The organism is Bradyrhizobium erythrophlei (assembly GCF_900142985.1).
Taxonomy (GTDB): domain Bacteria; phylum Pseudomonadota; class Alphaproteobacteria; order Rhizobiales; family Xanthobacteraceae; genus Bradyrhizobium; species Bradyrhizobium erythrophlei_B.
In genome coordinates, this window is sequence record NZ_LT670849.1 from 1,280,944 (window position 1) to 1,302,698 (window position 21,755).

Below are 21,755 nucleotides of genomic sequence, written 5' to 3' on the forward strand. Positions count from 1 at the left end.
ACCTCAGTGCCCGGTCACGCGATCGCTTGATCTGCGTTGTTCGCCCACGATGTCCTCCAGTCCCGTATGGATGGTAGTCTCGACCGATAAACCGACACGCAGGAGTTTAGCCAAGGGTTGCCCGGGCGTCACCACGATCTTGACCGGCAGTCGTTGCACGATCTTGGTGAAATTGCCGGTGGCGTTGTTGGGCGCGATGGGCGCAAAGGCGGCACCAGAGGCCGCGGGGACGCTGACCACCGTTCCCTTGAGGTCGATATCGTAGGCGTCCACATGGATGGTTACGGGCTGGCCGCCCCTGACGTGCAGCAGATCCACTTCGCGATAGTTCGCCTCGATGTAGACCTGGTCGAGCGGCACAACGGTCATCAACGTCGTGCCGGGCCCGACGTAGTTCCCGACCTGCACGGATCGCTCACCGATCATGCCGTCGATCGGCGCCCTGACCTGCGTATAGGACAGATTGAGTCTGGCCTGTTCAAGTCGAGCCTCGTCAGCTTTGACCGTAGCCTCCGTCGCAGATTTCCGTGCCCTGAATACGTCCAGTTGCTTGCGCGCGGCATCAAGCGATGCTTCAGCGCTATCCAGCGAGGCTTGATCCTGCGCCAGTGTCGTGTCGGCCTGCTGGTGCTCCTGCATGGAGCCGGCTCCCGTCGTCGCGAGGTTGCCGAAGCGGCGCGCGTTGTCTTGCGCAAAAGCCAGTTTGGCGCGCGCCGATGCGACGGCAGCCTGCTGTTCTTTGATGATCGACGGCTGGCGCGACACCGTCGCCGAGATCTCATCGAGTTGCGATCTGTCGCTTGCAACTGCCGCCTCGGCGGATGCCAATGCAGCCTCGTTGTCGCGGGGGTCGAGAGTCGCGAGCACTTGTCCGGCCTCGACGACGTCGTTGTCGTCAACCGGAACCGTGGCGATCTGACCCGAAATACGCGGTGCGATCGCGGCGTAGTGAACCATCACATAGGCATCGCTGGTCCGGATGTCCGGCCGCGGCCGGAAAATGATGAAGAGGACCATCGCGGTGAAGAGCGCTACGATGAGTCCGACCAGAAACAGTGGCCAGCGCGGCCGAGGCGCAAGAAGCTCATCGATTTCCTGCTCCACCCTGTCACGCGAAAATACATCCTTGGGACGAGATTCGTCATCGTTCCCGCGCATCGGGGCGAGGTCCGCCGTTTCGCACGCCTTCGCCTCGGCGGGTCGCATATCCAGTTCGGCTGTATCCACTTCCATGCCGGTTCCTAGTGCTTTGCAAACACGATGCGCGGCGGCATGGTGCGGATCGGCAACGTCATCACCACGACCATCAGGAACACCGTGAGTGCTCCGAGGATCAGGAAGGTGTCGCTCGCGGATAAAATTGCTACCTGCCGCTCCACGGCGTGACTGAAGGTCTCCAGGCTGTTCGGCACCCGGGGCCGACCATCGGGCATCAACGGCGGTGGATACTGCGGCAGTACGCCGTTGCTCTGGATCACCCGCCACCGGTCCTGGCCGACCTGATCGATGATGCGATCGGAATGCAGCGCGCCGCGCCAGCGACCAATCAACCCCAGGAACCAGGCGCTCGTTGCCTCGGCGAGAGCGCGCGACGTGTTGATCAGAGCGGACACGAAAGGGCCATCTGCCGGACCGGCAACAGTATTGGTGGACATCATCAGCAGCGACATGATCACCATCGGCTGACCGATCGCCTGGAGCAGCTGCCACAGATAGAACTGATCGCGATTCCAGTAGATGGTGACAAAGGAGGAGCCGATGCAGGACGAGAGAATGAATCCTAATCCGACCAGGCTGACCACGCGCGAATCGGCCCGCTTGAAATCCAGCAACAGCGCCATCGCGGGCAGCATCACGATTTGCAATACCGAGATCTCCAGCGTGATCAGGTTCGATTGCAGCGGTCTGTAACCCTGAACTTCCTGCAAGTACCGCAAGGGCACCGTCGAACCGGACTGGCCGATGATCAAAAAGAGGAATAAGCCCAGCGCACCGTAAGCGAGGTTGCGCCGGCCAAGCAGCTGCAGTTTGAGAAGCGGCAAAGGGTGAAACCACTCGTTGGCCAGGAGCAACGGGATAGCCAGGGCGCTCACCAACGCCAGAACGCAGATCAGTCTCGAGTTGAACCAGTCCAGCCGGTCCCCCTGATACAGCATGGTACTCAGGGCTCCGGTCCCGATCACCAGAAGCAGCAGGCCGCGCCAATCCAGCAGACGGAAGCGTTCGTATTGCGGCTGGTCCTGATCCAGACAATACCAGACCAGCACCCCGGCCAGCAGGCAGAGCGGAACGGCCTGCAGGAACACGAAACGCCAGTGGACGATATCCACCCAAAACGCGGTCACCGTCGCGGCCAGCGGAGGCGTGAAGGTTGCCGTTAAAGCGTAGACGGCGAGGCCGTAAAGCCGAATGCTCGGTGTGAGCACGCGGAAAGCCGTAGTCATCAGGAGGGGAACAAGCATACCTCCCGCAAGCCCCTGCAGCAGCCGCAGCGCATAAATCGCCTCGACGTTCGGACTGAACGGGATCAGAACGCTCGCGGCTCCGCACAAGGCGATCGCAAAAAGTGTCCAGCGCCTTAATGTGAAGGTCATTGCGAACCATGGCGACACTGCCATGCCGACGATCTCCGCCGACACGTACAGGCTTTCAATCCAGGTTCCAGCATCGTGACCGATGCCGAGCGCTCCCCGGACGTCTACCAATGCAATGGCCGTGACCTGATCGTTAAACTCGGAGGTCATCACCGCGATCAGGACACCGCCGAGACCGAACAAGGGCTTGATATCCACGGGATGCTCCAGCCCTTTCCGATAACCTGAGATCGATCACCGATGAGCTTGGAGCAGATGTAAGGATCGCAAACCGCCGACCTCATTAAATTCGGGTTTAACGGATGCGGCGTCTCGGCATAGCCTGCGACGGACTTGCGAACGCGACCGCACGCCACTCGAACGACCCGAGCTACACCCGAGGCAGCCGACTTCTACGCTCGCTTCGGATCGACATCGGGGGTTGATGCATCCCTCCCTGGCGACGCCTTCTTGATCAGCGCACGGGTGCGGTTGACGATGTCCCCAGTGCGCATTCCGTCCTCGATGATACAGGCGAGCAACCGCACGACTGCTTCCGTATCTATCGGATGCGCGCCGAGCAGCCGCAGAGCGGCCTCTGCGTTCATGACGATGGCGCTGATCGCCTGGTTGATTTCAGCAATCGACGCCGATAGCTGCTCTGGGGTCGCGTCGGGAGAGTTGCAATGGTGCCTCTCGGTAGACGCGGTTGCGGCAACACCAGCGGTCTCATTTACGGCACAGGGCATGGCACACCTCCTCCGAATTTAGTTGGTGTAGCCACTCTCGGAGGCCGATTCCTTAGGACCGACCTTAAGAATTCTTAAATTGCGGCATCCGTTGAGGTTGCCTGGGGCCCGGATCGCGACTAGCGCGGATGATTGCGGTGCATAGGTACCGCAGAAGGCCGGTTTCGCCAGTAGCCGGAGGCGGTAGGAGCATTGCGCGCATCACTATGAACGGCAAAACTTCAGTCTTTGTAATCCGCGAGGCTGGGGTGCCTGAAGCAAGCGCCAGTCTGGTCTATGTGTGCGATCAATGGGAGATCGACCTCGGGCGGCGGGAGCTCAGGTCGCGCGGGATTCCCGTGCCGCTCGGCGGCCGGGCCTTCGAGATCGTCACGGTCCTGGTGCAATCGGCCAGCGAGTTCGTCACCAAGGATCATATGATGGAGCGGGTGTGGCCGGGGGCCATCGTCGGCGAAGGCACACTGCACGTTCACATCTCTGCCGTACGCAAGGCGCTCGGTCCGGATCGTGGCCTGCTGAAGACCGCCTCGGGTCGTGGCTATCGCCTGCTTGGGAGCTGGACGCCTCAGCAACGTGAGACGACCGCTTCGTCGGTCCTTTCATCTCCGGTCCGCACGTCTGGAGCGCCACCGCCGAATAATTTTCCTCCGCTCATTTCACGCCTGGTCGGCCGGGCCGCTGCTGCGCAGTCTGTCCGAGACCTCGTCTCTGCCTATCGGGTGGTGACCCTGACGGGCCCTGGCGGCATCGGAAAGACCTCGCTCGCCATCAAAGCCGTCCGTTACCTGCTCACCGACTTTGAAGACGGGGCCTGGCTCTTCGAACTCGCTTCGTTGTCCGACCCGGACCTCGTGCCATCAACGGTAGCAAGCACCCTGGGGCTGAAGATCGCGGGCGAGATTTCGGCGGAATCCGTCGCTCGCGCCGTTGGCGGAAGACACATTCTGTTGGTGCTCGACAATTGCGAGCACGTTATCGACGCGGCAGCGAACCTGGCCGAGACGATCACGCGCCTATGCCCACGCACCACGATCGTGGCGACCAGCCGCGAAGTCCTGCGGATCGACGGCGAGTGCGTCTATCGCGTTCCGCCGCTCGAGGTGCCCACTTCCGGGCAAGCGGCGCCGGATTACATCATGCAATACAGCGCGGTGGAGCTGTTCGTCGCCAGGACCAAAGCGCTGAACGCCGGTTTCTCGCCGCACGCCGAAGACCTCGCATCGATTGCCGCGATCTGTCGGCACCTCGATGGCATGCCGCTCGCGATCGAGTTCGCGGCGGCTCGCGCCGCGGTTCTCAGTGTTCAAGGGGTAGCCGCCGGCTTGCGCGATCGCTTCGCGCTGTTGACGGCGGGCCGCCGCACGGCGCTTCCGCGGCACCGGACGCTGCGCGCGACGCTCGACTGGAGTTATGAGCTGCTGCCGGAAACAGAGCGGCGGTTGCTGCGGCGCCTGGCCGTATTCGCCGGCGGATTCACCGTCGATGCCGCCGTCGCCGTCATGACGGACACCGGATTCGATGCTTCGGCGGTGCTGGACGGCATCGCCAATCTCGTCGCGAAATCATGGGTCGCGCTGGACAAATCGGGCGGCAACGCCCACTGGATTCTGCTGGAGACGATCCGTGCCTACACGATCGAGAAGCTTGCCGAGCACGCAGAGGCCGACGTCGCCGCGGAACATCATGCAAGGCATTTTCGCGATCTATTCGTACCACAGGAGCGCGGCGCCAGATCGTCTTTGTCGGATGAGGACCTGGCGCGACGGGTCCGAGAGATCGACAATGTTCGCGCGGCGCTCGACTGGTCGTTCTCACCGGCCGGAGATCACGCGATTGGCATCGACCTCACAGCCGCCTATGCGCCGGCCTGGCGACACCTGTCGCTGATGAGTGAATGCCGCGAGCGATGCGAACGCGCGCTGCTCAGTCTTCAATCGGATGCGACCGCGAACACGCGTTTGCGAATGGAGCTGCAGATCGCCCTCGCGGCTTCGATCTTCATCACGATGGGCCCCCCAGATCAGGCCACAACGCTCCTGACCGAGGCACTCGAAACCGCCGAAGCGCTGAATGATCTCCATGCGCAGGCGGGCGCTCTGTCGATGCTGTCGCCCGTTTATGCCTTTCGCGGGAAATACGCTCGGGCGCTGATCGCGGCGGAGCAGATCGAGCAAATCGCCCGTCGTATTGGCGACCCGATACAACTCTTTTTACCCAATCAGCATATGGGCGCCTCGCTTTTCGTGAGCGGGAGGCCTCACGAGGCCCAGCAGTATTTTGAACGCGTTCTTCGATCTCCGGCCGCGCCGGAGGATCGCCGAGATGCGTTTTATTCTAACTCGAATGACCATGCGGTGGCCCGGGCGATGTTGGCCCGGGCGCTTTGGACGCAGGGTTTTACAGACCAGGCGCTCAATGAAGCTCGCCTTAGCCTGAAAGAGCAAGGCACAGATCACCCGCTCCGGCTTTGCCGGATACTGAATCACGGCATCTGCCGCATCGCGATGGTGGCAGGCGACTTCGCAACCGCCGATCGGGAGATCGCGCGCTTGATCGAGGTGGCCACAGGTTTGAACGCTCTCCTCTGGGAGACCGCGGGTCGCCTGCTGAAGGGGAAATTGTTGGTCGAACGCGGCGAGTTCGCGCAAGGCCTGCTGGTGTTGCGCGATGCCTTCAAGACGTGTGACCGAACCGGATGGCACATGTCATATGACGAGTTCAAGGGCGCTCTCGCGTTGGGACTTGCGGGAACGGGGTGGCTCGACGAGGCTCTCATTGCCGTGGACGACGCGATGGCGGCCGACCGCGAGGGCGCGGACGGGCGCGGCTGGTATGCCCCCGAATTGCTCCGCATCAAGGGAGAATTACTGCTCCAGAAGGCGGCGGATCAGGCCACGCTGGCGGCCGAAGATTGCTTCAACCAAGCGGCCCAAATGGCCCGCGAACAGGGCGCTTTATCCTGGGAACTGCGGACCGCGCTCAGTGTTGCGCGTTTGAGGGTGAGCCAGGGGCGCCGCCACGAGGCGAGAGCGCTGCTTGCATCGGTTTATGGTCGGTTCACCGAAGGTTTCGCGACCACGGACATGCAAGCAGCCCGCACCTTGCTTGACGGGTTGCCGCCATAACGTATGACGTTGGAAGAGGCTGCGCGAGCTAACAAGAATCGACCGTGGCTCAAGGCCTAACTTGCACGCGTTGGGCACCTCGAAAAATCGAACCAATTCAGCTAAGTTGCGAGACAACCCGTCCGATGACCAACCCCATGTCCGACTCTCTTCTTGTCCGCCCAGTCCACCGATCCGACTACGCGCGATGGTTGCCGCTGTGGGACGGATACAATGCTTTTTATGGCCGCTCGGGCGAAACCGCGCTGGCGGGCGAAATCACGGCAATGACGTGGGCGCGCTTCTTCGATGCCTATGAGCCTGTGCATGCGCTGGTCGCCGAAAGCGGCGAGCAGCTGGTGGGGCTGGTGCACTATCTCTTCCACCGTTCGACCACCGCGATCGCGCCTGTTTGTTACTTGCAGGATCTCTTCACCAGTGCTGCCGCACGCGGAAAGGGAATTGGCGGGGCGCTGATCAGCGAGGTCTACGAGCAGGCGCGCCAGGCCGGCGTGTCCCGCGTTTACTGGCAGACGCACGAGACCAACCACACCGCGCAAACGCTGTACGACAAGGTCGCCGAGCGCTCCGGCTTCATCGTCTACCGCAAGGTATTTTGATGCAGCTAGCTCTTGAGCACCTGGCGTTGCCTGGGCGTTGGCGGCCGGCGACGGCGAAAACCACAGGTTGAACAACGCCTGTGGATAAATGTCCCTGTCATGGCTGCGTTACAATGCAGGACTAGCCTTTGCCTGCGTTTGATCCGGCCCCCCGTCGACGATCTCACGCGCCCCCAGCGGTCCCCGTCAGTCGCCGCGTCTGACCGGGGCCGCACTTTTTTGTTCCACGCATCTGTTTGCCCCGGCATCGACGATTTTTGGCTTTTTGCGGCCTCTTCCGGCGCTTTTCGGCGCTTGCGCCTGCCTTGCGTCCCATCGCTTAAGGGTCAAAGATGACGCGCTTTTTCAAACGCGGACAGGATGATCCATGGAAATTCGTAACCTCGGCAGCTCGGGCCTTCGCGTCTCTGCCGTCGGTCTCGGCTGCAACAATTTCGGCCAGCGCACCGATCTCGAAACCTCGCGCAAGGTGATCCACAAGGCGATCGATCTCGGCATCACGCTGTTCGATACCGCCGACATCTATGCCGACATGGGTGGCTCCGAGACGGTGCTGGGCGTGGTCCTCGGCGACCGCCGCAAGGACATCGTGCTCGCGACCAAATTCTCCAAGCCGATGAGCAACGACGGCACCAGGCAAGGCGCCTCGCGCCGCTACATCATGTCGGCGGTCGAAGCCAGCCTGAAGCGATTGAAGACCGACTACATCGATCTCTACCAGCAACACGACTATGACCCGCTGACGCCGATCGACGAAACGCTGCGCGCGCTCGACGACCTGATCCGGCAGGGCAAGGTGCGCTATATCGGCAATTCGAACTTTCCGGCATGGCGGATCGCCGAGGCTGAGCATGTCGCCCGCGCCATGAACCTCAACCATTTCGTCTCGTGCCAGGACGAATACAGCCTCGTGGTGCGCGACATCGAAAAGGACCTGCTGCCCTGCGCGCAGGAATACAAGCTGGGATTGCTGCCGTTCTTTCCGCTGGCGAGCGGCCTCCTCACCGGCAAATACAAGCGCGGCCAGGCTGCGCCCGACGATACGCGCTTTGACAAGATACCGCGGCTGCGCGACCGCTATGTCACGCCGCGCAACGAGGAAATCGTCGAGAAGCTGCAATCTTTCGCGCAATCGCGCGGGCACTCGATGCTTGAACTCGCTTTCTCCTGGCTCGCCGCGCGGCCGCAGGTTTCAAGCGTGATCGCCGGCGCCACCCGCGTCGAGCAGATCGAGCAGAACGTCAAGGCGATCGCCTGGAAGCTGGGCACGGAAGAGATGGCGGAGATCGACAAGATCACGACGGGGTAGAATGACAGATCGCCTGGACATGCCGCCTCCCCGTCGCGTCGCCTGCTCGCGGTGCGGAACGGAGTTTTCCTGCACAGGCTCGGAAACATGCTGGTGCGCGGAAGAAGATGTCCGACTGGCGATGCCGCGCGACGAAGAGGATTGCCTGTGCCGCGAATGCCTGCGCAAAGCAGCGGCGGCGCAAGCCTCGCGCTAAGTCGGCGCCAGTGGCGCTCGCGCGAGGCTGGGGCTGGGGCGCGACACTCCGTTTGATTTCAGCGCCTCCTCGAGACGATCGATTCCGGCCTTGACCTGATCTTCCGACAACGACGCATAACCGAGCAACAGCCAGTTGGTCTCGAAATGCGATCCGTCATATTCATGCCCGCCGCCGGACTGCACGGTGTAGACGCCGATGTTCCGGGTGCGCGCAATCGCCTTGACATTGTGTGCCGGCATCAGCGACGACGGCAGCCGCCAGCCGATATGCGTGCCGGCCTCGGTACCCAACAGGTCGACGTCGCCGAAACGCTCGCGCAGCCGGCTGATCAAGGCATTGCGCCGTGAAAAGTAATGCTGCTGGCAGCGCCGCAGGTGGCGGACAAAGCCGCCGCTCTGCATGAAGCGCGCCAGCGCTGCCTGCTCGAGCCAGACCTGGCCGTTGTCGAGCAAAGCCTTGGCGGTTGCGGCGGCATCGACCAGGTGTTCGGGGAAAATCGCAAAGCCGGTACGCAGTCCCGCCCCGAGCGACTTCGAGAACGTGCCGAGATAGATCACGTGATCCGGGCTGAGCGCGGCCATCGCCGGCAGCGGCGCGCCATCGTAGCGATACTCGTTGTCGTAATCGTCCTCGATCACATAGGCGCCGGTGCGCTGCGCCCAGCGCAGGATCGTCCGCCGCCGGTCGAGCGACAGCGTCGCCCCCATCGGAAACTGATGCGACGGCGTCAGGTAGACGAGCCGCGCATCGGTGGCCGCCACCGCCGTGGCGTCGATTCCGAAACGATCGACCGCAATCGGGCGCAGCCGCATGTGGTGGCTCTCGAACAGATAAGCCGCACCCTGGTTGCAGGGATTTTCAACCGCGATCTCGTCGCCCTCGGAGGCCAGCAGGCGTAGCGCCAGATTGAGCGCCAACTGCGCGCCGGCGAGGATGACCACTTGTTCGGGGCGCGCCTGAATGCCACGGGTATTGCCAATATGCTCGGCGATGGCGACGCGCAGCGCCATCAATCCGCAGGGGTCGCCATATTCGGTGAGGTTATGCCCGGCCGATGCCAGCGACTGCATGATCAGACGCCGCCAGGTTTTCAGCGGAAAGGCACGCGGGTCGGTACGCTGGGTCCAGAAATCGATCGGAATATTCGAATTGTTGAGAATGCCGTGCTGACGCCCCGAAAACACCGGCATCCGACGCGATTCCGGATTTTCAGGGAGATCCGCGAGCCCGTCATTTTGGCCGGTATCGACGGTTTGATCCGGCAGGACGTCGGCGACGAAGGTGCCGATCATCGGCTTGGCGACGAGGTACCCCTCGTTGATCAGACGCTCATAGCCGAAGATCACGGAATTGCGTGACACCTTGAGCTGCGTGGCGAGGATGCGCGACGACGGGACCGGAGATCCCGGCCGCAGAATGCCGGTGACGATCTGCTCGCGAATGCGCGAGAAAATCTGCTCTTGCAGGCTTTCGGGGCTGTCGCGGTCGACGGTGATCAGCATATCTGCTCTCGAAATCTGGCACCCTCAGCAAAGACCAAATCGGGCCGCGCGGCAACACATTCGGGTCCAGTTCATGACCACTTGCTGGAACCACGCACCGCAGCGGTTGACTTCAAACCGGTCCGATATCAATCGTCTGCGATAACCAACGATAAGAGTGGAGCCCATGTCGTCATCCCCTCACTTCCTTAACGACAGCGAAACCATTTTTCCGGAAGAGCTGTTGGCGGCTGCGGCTGCGGCGCTCGATGCGGCGAAGAAAAAGGGCGTTCGTCTGGCAACCGCCGAAACCGTCACGGCCGGCCTCGTCAGCGCCTGCCTGACCTCGGTGTCTGGCGCCTCGCAGATCTTCGACCGGGGATATGTCCTCTACCATGAATCTGCCAAGGCGACGGGGCTGGGCGTCGCCGAAGACGTCTCCAAGCAACATGGCGCGGTCAGCGCCGAGGTGACGCAAGGCCTCGCCGAAGGTCTGTTGTCGAATTCCGGCGCGACGGTCACCGTCGCCATCACCGGCTATGCCGGTCCCGGCGGCGGCAATGCCAAAAACCCCGTCGGCACCATCTTCGTCGCCGCGGCGCGCAACGGCGTTCCGCTGCTTGCCGAGCGGCACGTCTTCCCCGGCAGCCGCGACAACGTTCGGCTTGAAGCCGTGGCGGCGGCGATCCGCCTGCTGCACCAACAGATCGACGCATGAATCGCACGCCGCTGGTTTTGCTGACGGGATTTCTCGGCGCCGGCAAAACGACGATGCTAAATACGCTGCTCGCAACGCCGGAATTTCGCGACACCGCCGTCGTCATCAACGAGGCCGGCGACGTCGGGCTCGACCATCTCCTGGTGGAGCAAGGCTCCGATTCCATCACCATGCTGGAAGGCGGATGCCTCTGTTGCCGCGCCAAGGGCGCATTGGCGCCGGCGCTGGCCAACCTGATGCGGCGCACGCGCGACGAAAGCCTACCGCCGTTCAAACGCGTCGTGGTCGAGACCAGCGGATTGTCCGATCCAGCACCCCTGCTCGAAGGCTTGATCACGGACGCTTACTTCAATCGCTTCTTTGAACTGGCGGGTGTTGTCACCGCGATCGATGCGCGCGCATTCGCGGCAACGGCCGATCGGCATCCGGAGGCGCGCATGCAAGTGGCGCTGGCCGACCGGCTGCTGCTGACCAAGACCGACCTTGCGACCTCTGGCGAGATACGAAAGGTGCAGCAAGCGCTGACCAACCTCAATCCCCACGCCCGGCAACATCTGGTGCAACCGGGAATGGCAACGATGTCGGCGTTCTGGCCTCAAGCGCTCGATCTGCCGCGAGCGCTTGCCAGGCCGAACATGATCTGCTCGCCGGAGCCCGCGGCGATCGCGTCCGCATCGCTTGTCTTTGAGGGCGCAATCGAACCGGATGCGCTGGAAGCCTGGCTCGATCACACCATCAATCTGCTCGGCCCCATGCTGCTGCGGATGAAGGCAATACTGAACGTCGCCGACACAACGCGGCCGACCGTTCTGCACGCGGTTCAGGGCCTGCTGCACCGTCCGCTCGATCTCAAGGCCTGGCCAAATGGCGATCGACAGAATCGCGTCGTCCTGATCGGTCGCGATGTCGAAGAGCAGATTCTGATGGACGCGTTGGCGCGCTTGTCGACCATCGCTAGAGCTCCGATTCAGAAGTTCGCAAAAGTCTCGCACCAGTCATAAAAGCTTCTTCGCTCGTTTCATGGGTCCAGTCGAGGCTGGTACTATCAACGCGTCACGCCGCGGACCTTGGGGATCGCGAGGCTCCCACCTAGCTTGCCGCTTCAGTTGACCAAAGAGGTTTCCATGGCAAAAAAACTCAAGGGCGATATGGGCATCGTGCCGGCGCTCGATATCGATTCCCACGAACACCTCGAACGCGTCGTGCGCGAAACCACGAAGCGCGAAGGCGTCGCCGGCTACAAGCTTGGCCTGACCTCGGTGCTGCATTTCGGCTTGCGGGAATCCGTGCGCCGCCTGCGCGACCTGACCGATTTGCCGATCATCTATGACCACCAGAAAGCCGGCCCGGACATGCCGGACATGGCGAAGAAATACACCGCGCTTTGCAAGGAAGCCGACGTCGACGGGCTGATCCTGTTTCCCGTCGCCGGCCCGACCGCGGTCGACCAGTTTGTCGGCGAAGCCATTCGTGCCGACCTGACGCCCTTTGTCGGCGGCGAAATTCCGGTGCCGGATTACGGCGTCTCCGGTGGCGGCTACATGCTGGACGATGCGCTCGATCGCATCCTGGCCCGCGCCGCGCAGAACAAGTGCGATCATTTCGTGCTGCCCGCCCACGACGTGACAAAGATCAGGCGTTGGTCGAAGTGGATCGCATCCAACGTCTCCTCACCGCTGCTGCTCCTGACAGGCTTTGGTGCGTTGGGCGGCAGCGTCGAGACTTCGTTTGCCGCGGCCGCGGCCTGCAAGCGCCGCTTCGCCATCGTCGGCCGCCTGATCACCGGCAGCCAGGCGCCCGGCGATACCGCCGCACGCATGTATGAAGAAATGCAGGCCGTGAAGCCGGCGGCATGAACATGCAGGCCACGCTCCCAACGCTTCGGCTGACGCCTTTCATCGACGGCGCGTTCGAAGCGTCCGCCGTTGCCGGCGATCCGTTGCTGGATCCGGCGACCGGCGAAGTTGTGGCAAGCGTTCAGCCGGCAAGCCGCGAACAGGCCCTGAAAGCGATTGCCGCCGCGCGCCGCGCCTTCGACGAAGGCGACTGGCCGCGGATGCCGGTGTTCGAACGTGGCCAGGTCTTGCACGCGATTGCCGACGGCATCCTGGCGCGATCGGAAGATTTTGCGCTCCTGGAAAGCGTCAATGGCGGCAAGCCGATTACGGGCGCACGCCGCGAGGTTGCGGGAGCAGCCAAGGTCTTTCATTACTATGCCGGCGCGATGGACAAGTTTTTCGGCGACACCGTTCCAGTGTCCGAGCCGCTGCTGAACTTCACGCTGCACGAGCCGCTCGGCGTCGTCGCGCAGATCACGCCATGGAATTTTCCGCTGCTGGCGGCCGCCTGGAAATTGGCGCCGGCGCTGGCGGCCGGTTGCGCCAGCCTTTTGAAGCCCTCGCCGCTGACGCCGCTCTCCACGCTGCTGCTTGCCGAAATCATCGCCGAATGCGGCGTGCCGAAAGGAATCGTCAACATCCTGCCGGGCGGCGCCGAGATCGGCCAGCTGCTGGCGACGCATGAAGCGATCGACGGCATTTCGTTCACCGGCTCGACCGCCGTCGGCAGCGAAGTGATGAAAGCCGCCGCCGGAACCGTGAAGAAGGTGGCGCTGGAACTGGGCGGCAAGAACGCCTGCATCGTGTTCGACGATGCGGACATCGTGAACGCCGCAAAAAGCGCGATCGCGGGCGCCTTCGGCAATGCCGGCCAATCCTGCTCGGCACGCTCGCGGTTTCTGGTGCAGAAATCGGCTGTGGCGCCTTTCACGGAAGCGCTGCTCGCCGAACTCGCAAAATTACGGCTCGGCTCGCCGCTCGATCCGACAACTACGCTCGGTCCGTTGATCTCACTACCGCACTGGCAACGCGTCGAGCGCTCCGTTCGCCGCGCGATGGAGGATGGCGCGAAGCTTCTGTCCGGCGGTCGTCGCCCTGACGATCTGAGAAGCGGCAATTTCTTTCTGCCGACGGTGTTCGGCGACGTCTCGCCTGACATGCCGCTCTATAGCGAAGAAGTTTTCGGCCCGGTGTGCAGCATCACGCCGTTCGAGACCGAGGCGGAGGCGATCCGCAACGCCAATGATTCCCTCTACGGATTGAACGGCTCGGTATGGTCGCGCGATATCGGACGTGCGTTGCGGACCGCAAAAGCCGTGCGCACCGGCATGATCGCCGTCAATGGATTGCCGAGCGCGAGTTCGACCAGCCTGTTCGCCCCGTTCGGCGGCTACCGGCGCTCGGGCGTGGGGCGCGAACTCGGGATGAACGCGCTGGCGTTCTACACCGAGGTGAAGACGGTCACCGTCGATCTGTCCTGAGGCAATTGGCGTCTCGACAAAGCTGCTATGGAATTGCAGATATACTGAGTGAGTGGACCCATGAATTGAACGGCCTTTGGCACTTCGCCCTGGTTTTTGGGCTGTTAGCTTTTCAAATTGGCTGCAAAGGCGTGCGGGAATGTTGACGGCGATTGTCGGTGGTACCCTGATCGATGGACTTGGCGGCGAGCCGGTTCAGCGCGGCGTTGTTGTCATCGAGGACGGGAGAATAATTGCCGCGGGATCGGAGCGAAACGTAGCAATTCCTGCCAAGGCGACGCGTCTCGACGCAGCGGGCCGCACCATCCTCCCCGGCTTCATCGATTGTCATGTTCACGGCACCTATCGTGCACGCGACATGCGGCAGCATTTGCTGAACACGCCGACCTACAATGTGCTGCGCTCGATCGACATCTTTCGCGAGACGCTGGCCTGCGGCATCACCACCGCGCGCGACATGGGCGGCGCGGATGCCGGTTTCCGTACCGCGATCGAGGAAGGCCTGATCGACGGCCCGCGGCTTTTGATCTCGCTCGGCATGATTTCCCAAACCGGCGGCCACGGCGACTACTGGGTGCCGGCGGACATGCGGATCAAGAAGCGCGCCTGGTTGCCCGATACCGTGGCCGACGGCGTCGAGGAAATCCGGCGTGTCGTGCGCGAGCTGCTGATGCGCGGCGCCGACTTCATCAAGATCTGCGCGACCGGCGGCATCACCTCCGTCACCGACAGTTGGGACGAGCCGCAATTCACCATCGAAGAAATCCGCACCGCCGTCGAAGAGGCGGCCGCCAAGCGACGCCGCGTCGCGGTCCATGCCGAAGGCATCGACGGCATCCGCAATGCCGTGCAGGCCGGTATTCATTCGCTCGAACACGGCTGGTTCATCGACGAACAGGCCGTCGACAAGATGCTCGAAATGAAAACCTGGTGGGTCCCGACGCTGGCGCTGGTGCCGCTGTCGGTGAAGAAACGCGGCAGCGACAAGTCCTGGGCCGGTCACCAGATGGGCCAGGAAGACGTCAAGGACAAAGAGATCTACGGCCGGATGCAGGAGCAGATTCCGATCTGGAAGGAGGCCGTGCGCCGCGGCGTCAGGGTGGCGATGGGCACCGACCAGTCGCACCGGCTTCTGGTCGGCGAGAACATGGTCGAACTGGAGTTCATGGTGAACTGGCTCGGCATGACGCCGATGCAGGTGATCGTGGCCTCCACCAGCAAGGCGGCCGAATGCATCGAGCGTCCCGAACTTGGCGCGCTCGCCGCCGGCAAGGCCGCCGATATTCTCGTGGTCGACGGCAATCCGCTTGACGATATTTCCGTCATGCAGAAGCGCGACAAGCTGCACCTCGTGATGAAAACCGGCAAGGCATTCACCGACAAGCTTTCTTCGTAAGTCAAAAGGATCGATCCGATGAGACTGAACCGATTCATGATCCGGCCGCTGGTCGAACAGGCATTGCGCGAGGAGCTCGGCCCGGGCGACACCACCGGCGGATTTCTCGTCGGCGACGACCCGGTCCAGACCGCGCAGATCTACGCCAAGGGCACCGGCATCGTGTGCGGCCTCCTGCTCGCCGATGAAACCATCAAGCAGATCGATCCGGAAGCGCAGATCGAATATGCGGTGCAGGACGGCGATCCGGTCGGACCCGGCACCGTGCTGTTGCGCATCAAGGCGCGCGCCTCGACCTTCTTCATCATCGAACGCAACGCGCTCGACTGGATCCAGCAGATGTCCGGCATTGCGACCAAGACCCGGCGCTACGCCGATCTGGTCAAGCACACCAAGGTGCGCGTCACCGACACCCGCAAGGGCTGGCCGGGCCTGCGCATGATCATGAAATACGCCGTGCGCGTCGGCGGCGCCCACAATCACATCTTCAGCCTCGCCAACTGCATCCTGGTCAAGGACAACCATATCAAGATCGCGGGTTCGATCACCAATGCGATCGAGACGCTGCGCGCCACCGCGCAGCACACCTTCAAGATCGAGGTGGAATGCGAGACGCTCGAAATGGTCGAGGAAGCGCTCGCTTGCGGCGTCGAGATCATCATGTTCGACAATATGGACCTCGACGAAATGAAGGCCGGCCTGAAACTCGTCAACGGCCGCGCCATGACGGAAGCCTCGGGCGGTATCAACGAGCAGACCATCGTGCCGATCGCCGAGACCGGCGTCGACATCATCTCGGTCGGCGACCTCACCCACTCGATCCGCGCGCTTGACATCAGCCTCGACGTACAGGACATCAAGCCGAGCGCGCAGCGGACCATCCGCCGGCTCAAGGAGGCCGCTCGCTAAATCGCGGTTACCTGTTTGGATCTGGATGACATTAAAGCCGGAACGCTGGCTGGCGTGCGCGAGTCATTCGCGCATGTCGATACCTGGGTGTTCGATCTCGACGACACGCTCTACCCGCGATCGGTCGACCTTCATGGCCAGATGCGGGATCGCGTCGTCACCTTCATCGCCAACCATATGAAGATCGATCGCACCGCGGCCGAAGCGGTTCATCGCGATTACTACGAACGCTTCGGATCGACCTTGCAGGCCATGGTCCAGTTGCACGGCGTTTCGCCGAACGCCTTTCTGGACTTCGTTCACCAGATCGATCTGTCGGTACTGGTGCACAACGAGGATTTGATCGGCGCGCTGCGGGCGCTGCCGGGACGCCGGATCATCTTCACCAACGCGCCCCGCGGTCACGCCACATCGGCGCTCAAGGCCATGGGCATGGCCGATCTGTTCGAGGCCATCGCCAGCATCGAAGACAGCGCGTTCATCGGCAAACCGAACCTGAGCGCCTTCTCGGGCTTTTTCGAAGCCCACGGCGTCGACCCGAAGACCGCCGCGATGTTCGAGGATCGCCCGGGCAATCTCTTGGTGCCGCACGAACTCAGCATGAAGACGGTGCTGGTGGTCGACCCCTTGTTCGAGGATGCCGATCGTGTCGCGAAGCCGGCGCATGCCGACCTCATCGTCACCGATTTGACGGGATTTTTGCGTCAACTGGTCCGCGATTAGAACCCGTACTCATAAAGCCGGCTGAAAAGTAACCCCGGGCCGCGATAGCCGGTATCCGCAGTCCAAGGTAAAGCGGGCCTCGAAGGCCGGAATTAGGCATGTCAGTTAATGACCCGAATCGGACATTGCGTGGCGCGCGCCCCTCATCTCCGGCCCGGTGTCGAGGATGACGCCGAACTCGCGGCGCGCGGCGTTTCGGCGGCAATGTGAACCCTATCGCCTTCCGTGAGGGTTTCCGGCGGATTATCGACGATCCGGTCGAACGGCGACAGGCCGGCAATGACTTCCACACTGTCACCGAAATCGCGGCCTAGCTGTACGCGTTTGATGACAATCTTGTCGTTGCTGTCGAGGGTGGCGATCTGCGTGCCCCGATTGCCGATCACAAGGGCAGTAGATGGGATTCTCACCAAATTTGCGTCGGCCGGGATTTCGAACTGCACATTGCAATAGCTGCCGGCAAGAAACTTGCCGGCTGAATTGTCGGCCTGAAGCTCGACCTGCATGCTGTGGGAAGCCGGGTTCATGGCCCCTGAAACATGCGAGAGCGTTGCATCGAATTGGACGCCCGGATATTGCGGCATCTCGAACGTCGCCCTCAGTCCCGGCTTGAGTCCGGCCGAGAGGGATTGCGGCACCTGGACGTAGATTCGAACCCGATGCAAATCGGATACCTCGAAAAGCGGCAGGCCGGAACCTCCCGAATTGATCAGCATTCCGAGTTCCACGTTTCGGGCAGTCACGACGCCGTCAAAAGGCGCTGCCAGCGTCTTGAACGATTGCATGGCTTCGAGCTGCCGGACGTTGGCCGCGTTGGCGTCGACGACCGCTTGCTTTGCTTTGGCGTCGGCGGTGGTCTGGTCCGCAAGCTGCTGCGCCACGATCTGCTTTTGCAGCAGGATGTTGTTCCGGTTCGCGGTCAGCGTTGCGATCTGCTCATTGGCCTCGACGCTCGCGAGCGTGGCTTTCGCCTGACTAAGTTGCTGATCAAGATCGGGCGCATCGATGGTGGCCAACACTTGCCCTTCCTTGACCGATGATCCGATGTCGTGGTCCCAACTCTTCACGTATCCGTTCACGCGCGCGTAAATCGCCGCCTTGTTGAAGGGTTGGATGTTGCCGGGCAGCGTCAGCATTTGATGCGGACTGCCGGGAATGGGTTGGGCAAGCGCAACGGTCGGCATCGCCTGCGCGTCGGTCCACTGTATGACTTCCTGCTTGCTCTCCGCCCGTTGCGTGAAACCATAAGCAACCACGACGGCGGCAAGCAGAACCGCGGCGGCGGCGGCCGTGACCAGGCTTCGCTTGCGGGGAGGGGTGATTTCTTCTGAGGGCATTCTGTTCTCCTCTTGATTTACGCGGCGGTTGCCGCTGCTGCCTGATGCGCGGAGCCCTGCTGGCCGCCGTGCACCAGGCTGAAGATAGTTGGCACCAAAACCAGGGTGGCGCAGGTGGCAAAGATCAGCCCACCGATCACGGCGCGGCCCAGTGGCGTGTTTTGTCCGGGTTCGATCGCCATCGGCACCATGCCAATGACCATCGCCAGCGCCGTCATCATCACGGGACGAAACCGCGCGCGACCCGCTTCGAAGGCCGCCGCGGTCGCATTGAGACCGGCCGCCATCTGGTCGCGCGCAAAGCTGATCACCAGGATGCTGTTGGCGGTCGCGACCCCCATGCACATGATGGCGCCGGTGAGCGCCGGAACGGAAAGCGTGGTTCCGGTCGCAAACAACATCCAGACGATGCCGGCCAGGGCGGTCGGCAGCGCCGTGATGATGACGAACGGATCGGCCCAGGACTGGAAGTTGATGACGATCAAAAGATAGATCAGCATAATCGCCGCTGCGAGCCCGACATAGAGCTGCTGATAGGCGCTCGTCATAGTGGTGACTTGACCGCGCAGTGTCACGCTCGCCCCACGGGGAACGTCTTGCGCGGTCGCGTGGATCGTCTTTTGAATGTCCGACGCAATGGCGCCGAGATCGCGTCCCTGTGGCGCCGCATAGATATCGATCACGGGCTGAACGTTATAGTGCGATACTACGGCGTTGCTGTTGGTCCGCTCGACACGCGCCAGTCCGCCGAGCAGCTGGGTGTTGGCGGAAGGAGAGCTAACTGGAATGTTTTTCAAGCCGCTCATGGTGTCGATGTCGCGCTGCGGGGTCTGGACCGAGACCGCATAATTGACGCCATTGGCGGGGTTCAGCCAGTAGGTCGGGGCCGATTGCGAGCTTCCCGACAGCGTCGTCAGCATGGCATTGGCGACATCCTTCTCCGAGAGGCCGCCAAGCGAGGTAAGCGAGCGGTCGACATTGACGTTAAGTGTCGGCTGCGCAAACGCCTGCTGGATGCGCGCATCGGCGATTCCTGGAATTTGCTTGACCTTCGCCAACAGCGCGTTGGCATATTTGCGGTCCGCCGCAAGGTCTCTGCCGGCCACCTGCAGGTCGATCGGCGCCGGGGCGCCGAAATTCAGGACCTGACTGACGATATCAGCGGGCAGGAAGGCGAACGTCGTGCCGGGAAACTGCCGCGGCAATTTTTCTCGCATGGTTTTGACGTAGTTGTCGGTCGGCGCATGTTTGGGTTTGAGGCTGATCAAGATGTCGGCATCGCCGATGCCGATGGTACCGGAATTATTGTACGCCATGTTGATGCCGCTGACGGTGAGCCCAATGTTGCTCACAACGCCGTCCAGTTCGGTTGGCGGAATAATGCCCTTGATCGCCGTAGCGATCCGGTCAGTGAGGGCCGCCGTCACCTCGAACCGGGTTCCCGTCGCGGCGCGAACGTGAAGTTTGATCTGGCCGCCATCCACCGCCGGGAAAAAATCCTGGCCGAGTGAGGGCGCAAGCCCGAGCGACAGCAGGCTGATGCACAGGAATCCGACGATCACCTTGATACGATTTTGCAGCGCGAGTTGCAGGAGGCCGAGATAGGCTTTGCGCAGATTTTCGAAACGACGCTCGAACCCATGCTGGAAGCGCGTAAGCGGATTGCGGCTGGGCTTTGTCTCGCCACCGTGCTCGGCCGGGCCGTGACCGTGTTGATTGCGCAGAAGATGGTTCGCCAGCGTGGGCACCAGAGTCTGTGACAGCACATAAGAGGCGGCCAGCGCAAGGATCACCGCCTCGGCGAGCGGCCGAAACAGATAACCGGCGACACCGCCAAGCCAGAACATTGGCACGAAGGCAATGGAAATGCAGAACAGCGACACGGTCGCCGGCACGATGATTTGAGACGCGCCATCGAGAATGGCTGGCTTGATCTCTTTGCCCTCTTCAAGGTGACGGTTGATATTTTCGATGGTGACAGTGGCGTCGTCGACGAGAATTCCGACGGCGAGCGCCAGACCGCCGAGCGTCATGACATTAATGGTCTCGCCGAGCAGCGACAGGCCACTCAGCGCCGCCAGGATCGCAAGCGGAATCGAGATCGTGATGATAAGGGTCGAGCGCCAGCTGCCGAGGAACAAGAGAATCATCATCCCGGTCAGCGCCGCCGCGATCACGCCTTCCCTGATCACGCTGGATACGGCGTCGGTGACGTAGACCGACTGATCCCCCACGGCCGTCAATTTCAGGCTGGCGGGAAGCGTCTGCGAGATCGACGGCAGCAGGTTCTTGACGCCATTAATGATGTCGAGCGTCGAGGTGGCGCCTGCCTTGACGATGGTCAGCAGTACGGCGCTGGCGCCGTTAACATGCACGGCGTTGGTCTGCGGCGGACTGCCGTCGTGCACATAGGCGACGTCGCGCATATAAATGACCGTGCCGTTGACGGTCTTGATGGGCAGATCGTTGAACGCTTTGACCGCTGTCGGTGAGTCGTTCAGGTTCACGGTATATTCGTAAGTGCCAATCTTCTGGGTTCCGACCGGGACGATCAGGTTCTGCAGCGAGAGCGCGTTAATGACGTCGTTCGCCGAAACCCCATATTGGTGCAGGGCCTGCTGATTGAGGTCGGCCTGGACCTGCCGCACCTTGCCGCCGAACGGAAGCGGCAGGGCTGCGCCCGGCACTGGCGCCAAGGCCGGGCGGACGAAGTTCAGCGCGTCGTCGAATATTTCGGTTTCCGACAGCTTATCGCTCGAAAGCGCAACCTGCAGAATTGGAACACTCGAGGCATTGAAGCTGAGGATCAGCGGCGGCGTGATGCCAGGGGGCATCTGCTTCAGCACCGTCTGCGACATGCCGTTGACCTGCGCCAATGCGGCGTTGATGTTCACGGTCGGCTGAAAGAAGATCTTGATGATGCCGTAATTGGCGATCGATTGGGATTCGATGTGTTCGATGTCGTTGACGGCGTTGGGCAACGAGCGCTCGTAGAACGTGACCACGCGGCCGGCCATGTCGTCGGCTGGCAGGCCGGTGTAGCTGAAAACCACGCTGACGACGGGGATGTTGATGTTTGGGAAAATGTCGGTCGGCGTCCGCAGGGCCGCCGTCGTTCCGAAAATCAGGATTAACAGCGCCATGACAACGAACGTGTACGGCCGCCGCAGCGCGAGTCGGACGATTCCAATCATGACTTTCCTCCTGCGCCAACGAGTTTGTTCGTAGTGTCCGCCAAGCGGGCGAGGCGGTTTGGACTCTGTGTCCGGTCGAGCCTTGCCTCTGGTTAAGGCGAACTGCCAGGGAGCAACTCAGACT

At 62.1% G+C, this 21,755-nt stretch carries 16 protein-coding genes; 10 read left to right on the forward strand and 6 right to left on the reverse strand.

Features of this window, described 5'->3' with window-relative positions:
* Positions 1-3: 3 nt before the first annotated feature.
* The 3 genes from BUA38_RS05920 to BUA38_RS05930 all read right to left on the reverse strand — a co-directional run bounded on the left by BUA38_RS05920 (position 4) and on the right by BUA38_RS05930 (position 3,322).
* Entirely contained in the window at positions 4-1,233 is a 1,230-nt protein-coding gene (locus tag BUA38_RS05920; protein WP_197685916.1) for an HlyD family secretion protein, read from the reverse strand.
* An 8-nt stretch (positions 1,234-1,241) separates the two neighbouring features.
* Positions 1,242-2,792 carry an MFS transporter gene (locus BUA38_RS05925; RefSeq protein ID WP_197685917.1) on the reverse strand — a complete coding sequence of 517 codons (1,551 nt, stop codon included), beginning with the start codon at positions 2,790-2,792 and terminating at the stop codon, positions 1,242-1,244.
* 194 nt (positions 2,793-2,986) lie between these two features.
* Complete coding sequence (locus BUA38_RS05930; protein WP_072817119.1) at positions 2,987-3,322, reverse strand: hypothetical protein; 336 nt, start codon at positions 3,320-3,322, stop codon at positions 2,987-2,989.
* A 248-nt stretch (positions 3,323-3,570) separates the two neighbouring features.
* On the opposite strand from BUA38_RS05930, the gene BUA38_RS05935 reads away from it, so the two are divergent.
* From BUA38_RS05935 to BUA38_RS05945, 3 genes are all read left to right on the forward strand, one after another.
* Positions 3,571-6,447 (forward strand): ATP-binding protein, encoded by a 2,877-nt coding sequence (locus BUA38_RS05935; protein ID WP_172805988.1) that lies wholly within the window; start codon positions 3,571-3,573, stop codon positions 6,445-6,447.
* Positions 6,448-6,584: 137 nt separating this feature from the next.
* Positions 6,585-7,046, forward strand: a complete 462-nt coding sequence (locus BUA38_RS05940; RefSeq protein ID WP_072825870.1) for a GNAT family N-acetyltransferase — start codon at positions 6,585-6,587, stop codon at positions 7,044-7,046.
* A 367-nt stretch (positions 7,047-7,413) separates the two neighbouring features.
* On the forward strand, positions 7,414-8,355 hold the full coding sequence (locus tag BUA38_RS05945; protein WP_072817120.1) for an aldo/keto reductase: 942 nt from the start codon (positions 7,414-7,416) through the stop codon (positions 8,353-8,355).
* 192 nt (positions 8,356-8,547) lie between these two features.
* Here BUA38_RS05945 and BUA38_RS05955 read toward each other — a convergent pair whose 3' ends face one another.
* Positions 8,548-10,056, reverse strand: a complete 1,509-nt coding sequence (locus BUA38_RS05955; protein ID WP_072817122.1) for a PLP-dependent aminotransferase family protein — start codon at positions 10,054-10,056, stop codon at positions 8,548-8,550.
* Positions 10,057-10,222: 166 nt separating this feature from the next.
* Here BUA38_RS05955 and BUA38_RS05960 point away from each other — a divergent pair, with 166 nt between their 5' ends.
* From BUA38_RS05960 to BUA38_RS05990, 7 genes are all read left to right on the forward strand, one after another.
* Entirely contained in the window at positions 10,223-10,753 is a 531-nt protein-coding gene (locus tag BUA38_RS05960) for a CinA family protein (protein ID WP_083587475.1), read from the forward strand.
* Positions 10,750-11,754: a CobW family GTP-binding protein gene (locus BUA38_RS05965; RefSeq protein ID WP_072817123.1), complete on the forward strand. Its 1,005-nt coding sequence runs from the start codon at positions 10,750-10,752 to the stop codon at positions 11,752-11,754. Before BUA38_RS05960 ends, BUA38_RS05965 begins: the two co-directional genes overlap by 4 nt.
* A 123-nt stretch (positions 11,755-11,877) precedes the next feature.
* Positions 11,878-12,609 carry an orotidine 5'-phosphate decarboxylase / HUMPS family protein gene (locus BUA38_RS05970; RefSeq protein ID WP_072825872.1) on the forward strand — a complete coding sequence of 244 codons (732 nt, stop codon included), beginning with the start codon at positions 11,878-11,880 and terminating at the stop codon, positions 12,607-12,609.
* A gap of 2 nt (positions 12,610-12,611) precedes the next feature.
* On the forward strand, positions 12,612-14,072 hold the full coding sequence (locus tag BUA38_RS05975; RefSeq protein WP_172805989.1) for an aldehyde dehydrogenase family protein: 1,461 nt from the start codon (positions 12,612-12,614) through the stop codon (positions 14,070-14,072).
* 139 nt (positions 14,073-14,211) lie between these two features.
* Complete coding sequence (locus tag BUA38_RS05980; protein ID WP_072817125.1) at positions 14,212-15,468, forward strand: metal-dependent hydrolase family protein; 1,257 nt, start codon at positions 14,212-14,214, stop codon at positions 15,466-15,468.
* Between the two features lie 18 nt (positions 15,469-15,486).
* On the forward strand, positions 15,487-16,377 hold the full coding sequence (nadC, locus tag BUA38_RS05985; RefSeq protein ID WP_072817126.1) for a carboxylating nicotinate-nucleotide diphosphorylase: 891 nt from the start codon (positions 15,487-15,489) through the stop codon (positions 16,375-16,377).
* A 54-nt stretch (positions 16,378-16,431) separates the two neighbouring features.
* Complete coding sequence (locus BUA38_RS05990; protein WP_172805990.1) at positions 16,432-17,100, forward strand: pyrimidine 5'-nucleotidase; 669 nt, start codon at positions 16,432-16,434, stop codon at positions 17,098-17,100.
* 143 nt (positions 17,101-17,243) lie between these two features.
* Here BUA38_RS05990 and BUA38_RS05995 read toward each other — a convergent pair whose 3' ends face one another.
* Together BUA38_RS05995 and BUA38_RS06000 are read right to left on the reverse strand one after the other, a co-directional pair.
* The gene (locus BUA38_RS05995; protein ID WP_072817127.1) at positions 17,244-18,437 is read right to left on the reverse strand and encodes an efflux RND transporter periplasmic adaptor subunit; all 1,194 of its coding nucleotides are present in this window, start codon (positions 18,435-18,437) and stop codon (positions 17,244-17,246) included.
* A 17-nt stretch (positions 18,438-18,454) separates the two neighbouring features.
* Entirely contained in the window at positions 18,455-21,631 is a 3,177-nt protein-coding gene (locus BUA38_RS06000; protein ID WP_072817128.1) for an efflux RND transporter permease subunit, read from the reverse strand.
* Between the last annotated feature and the right edge of the window lie 124 nt (positions 21,632-21,755).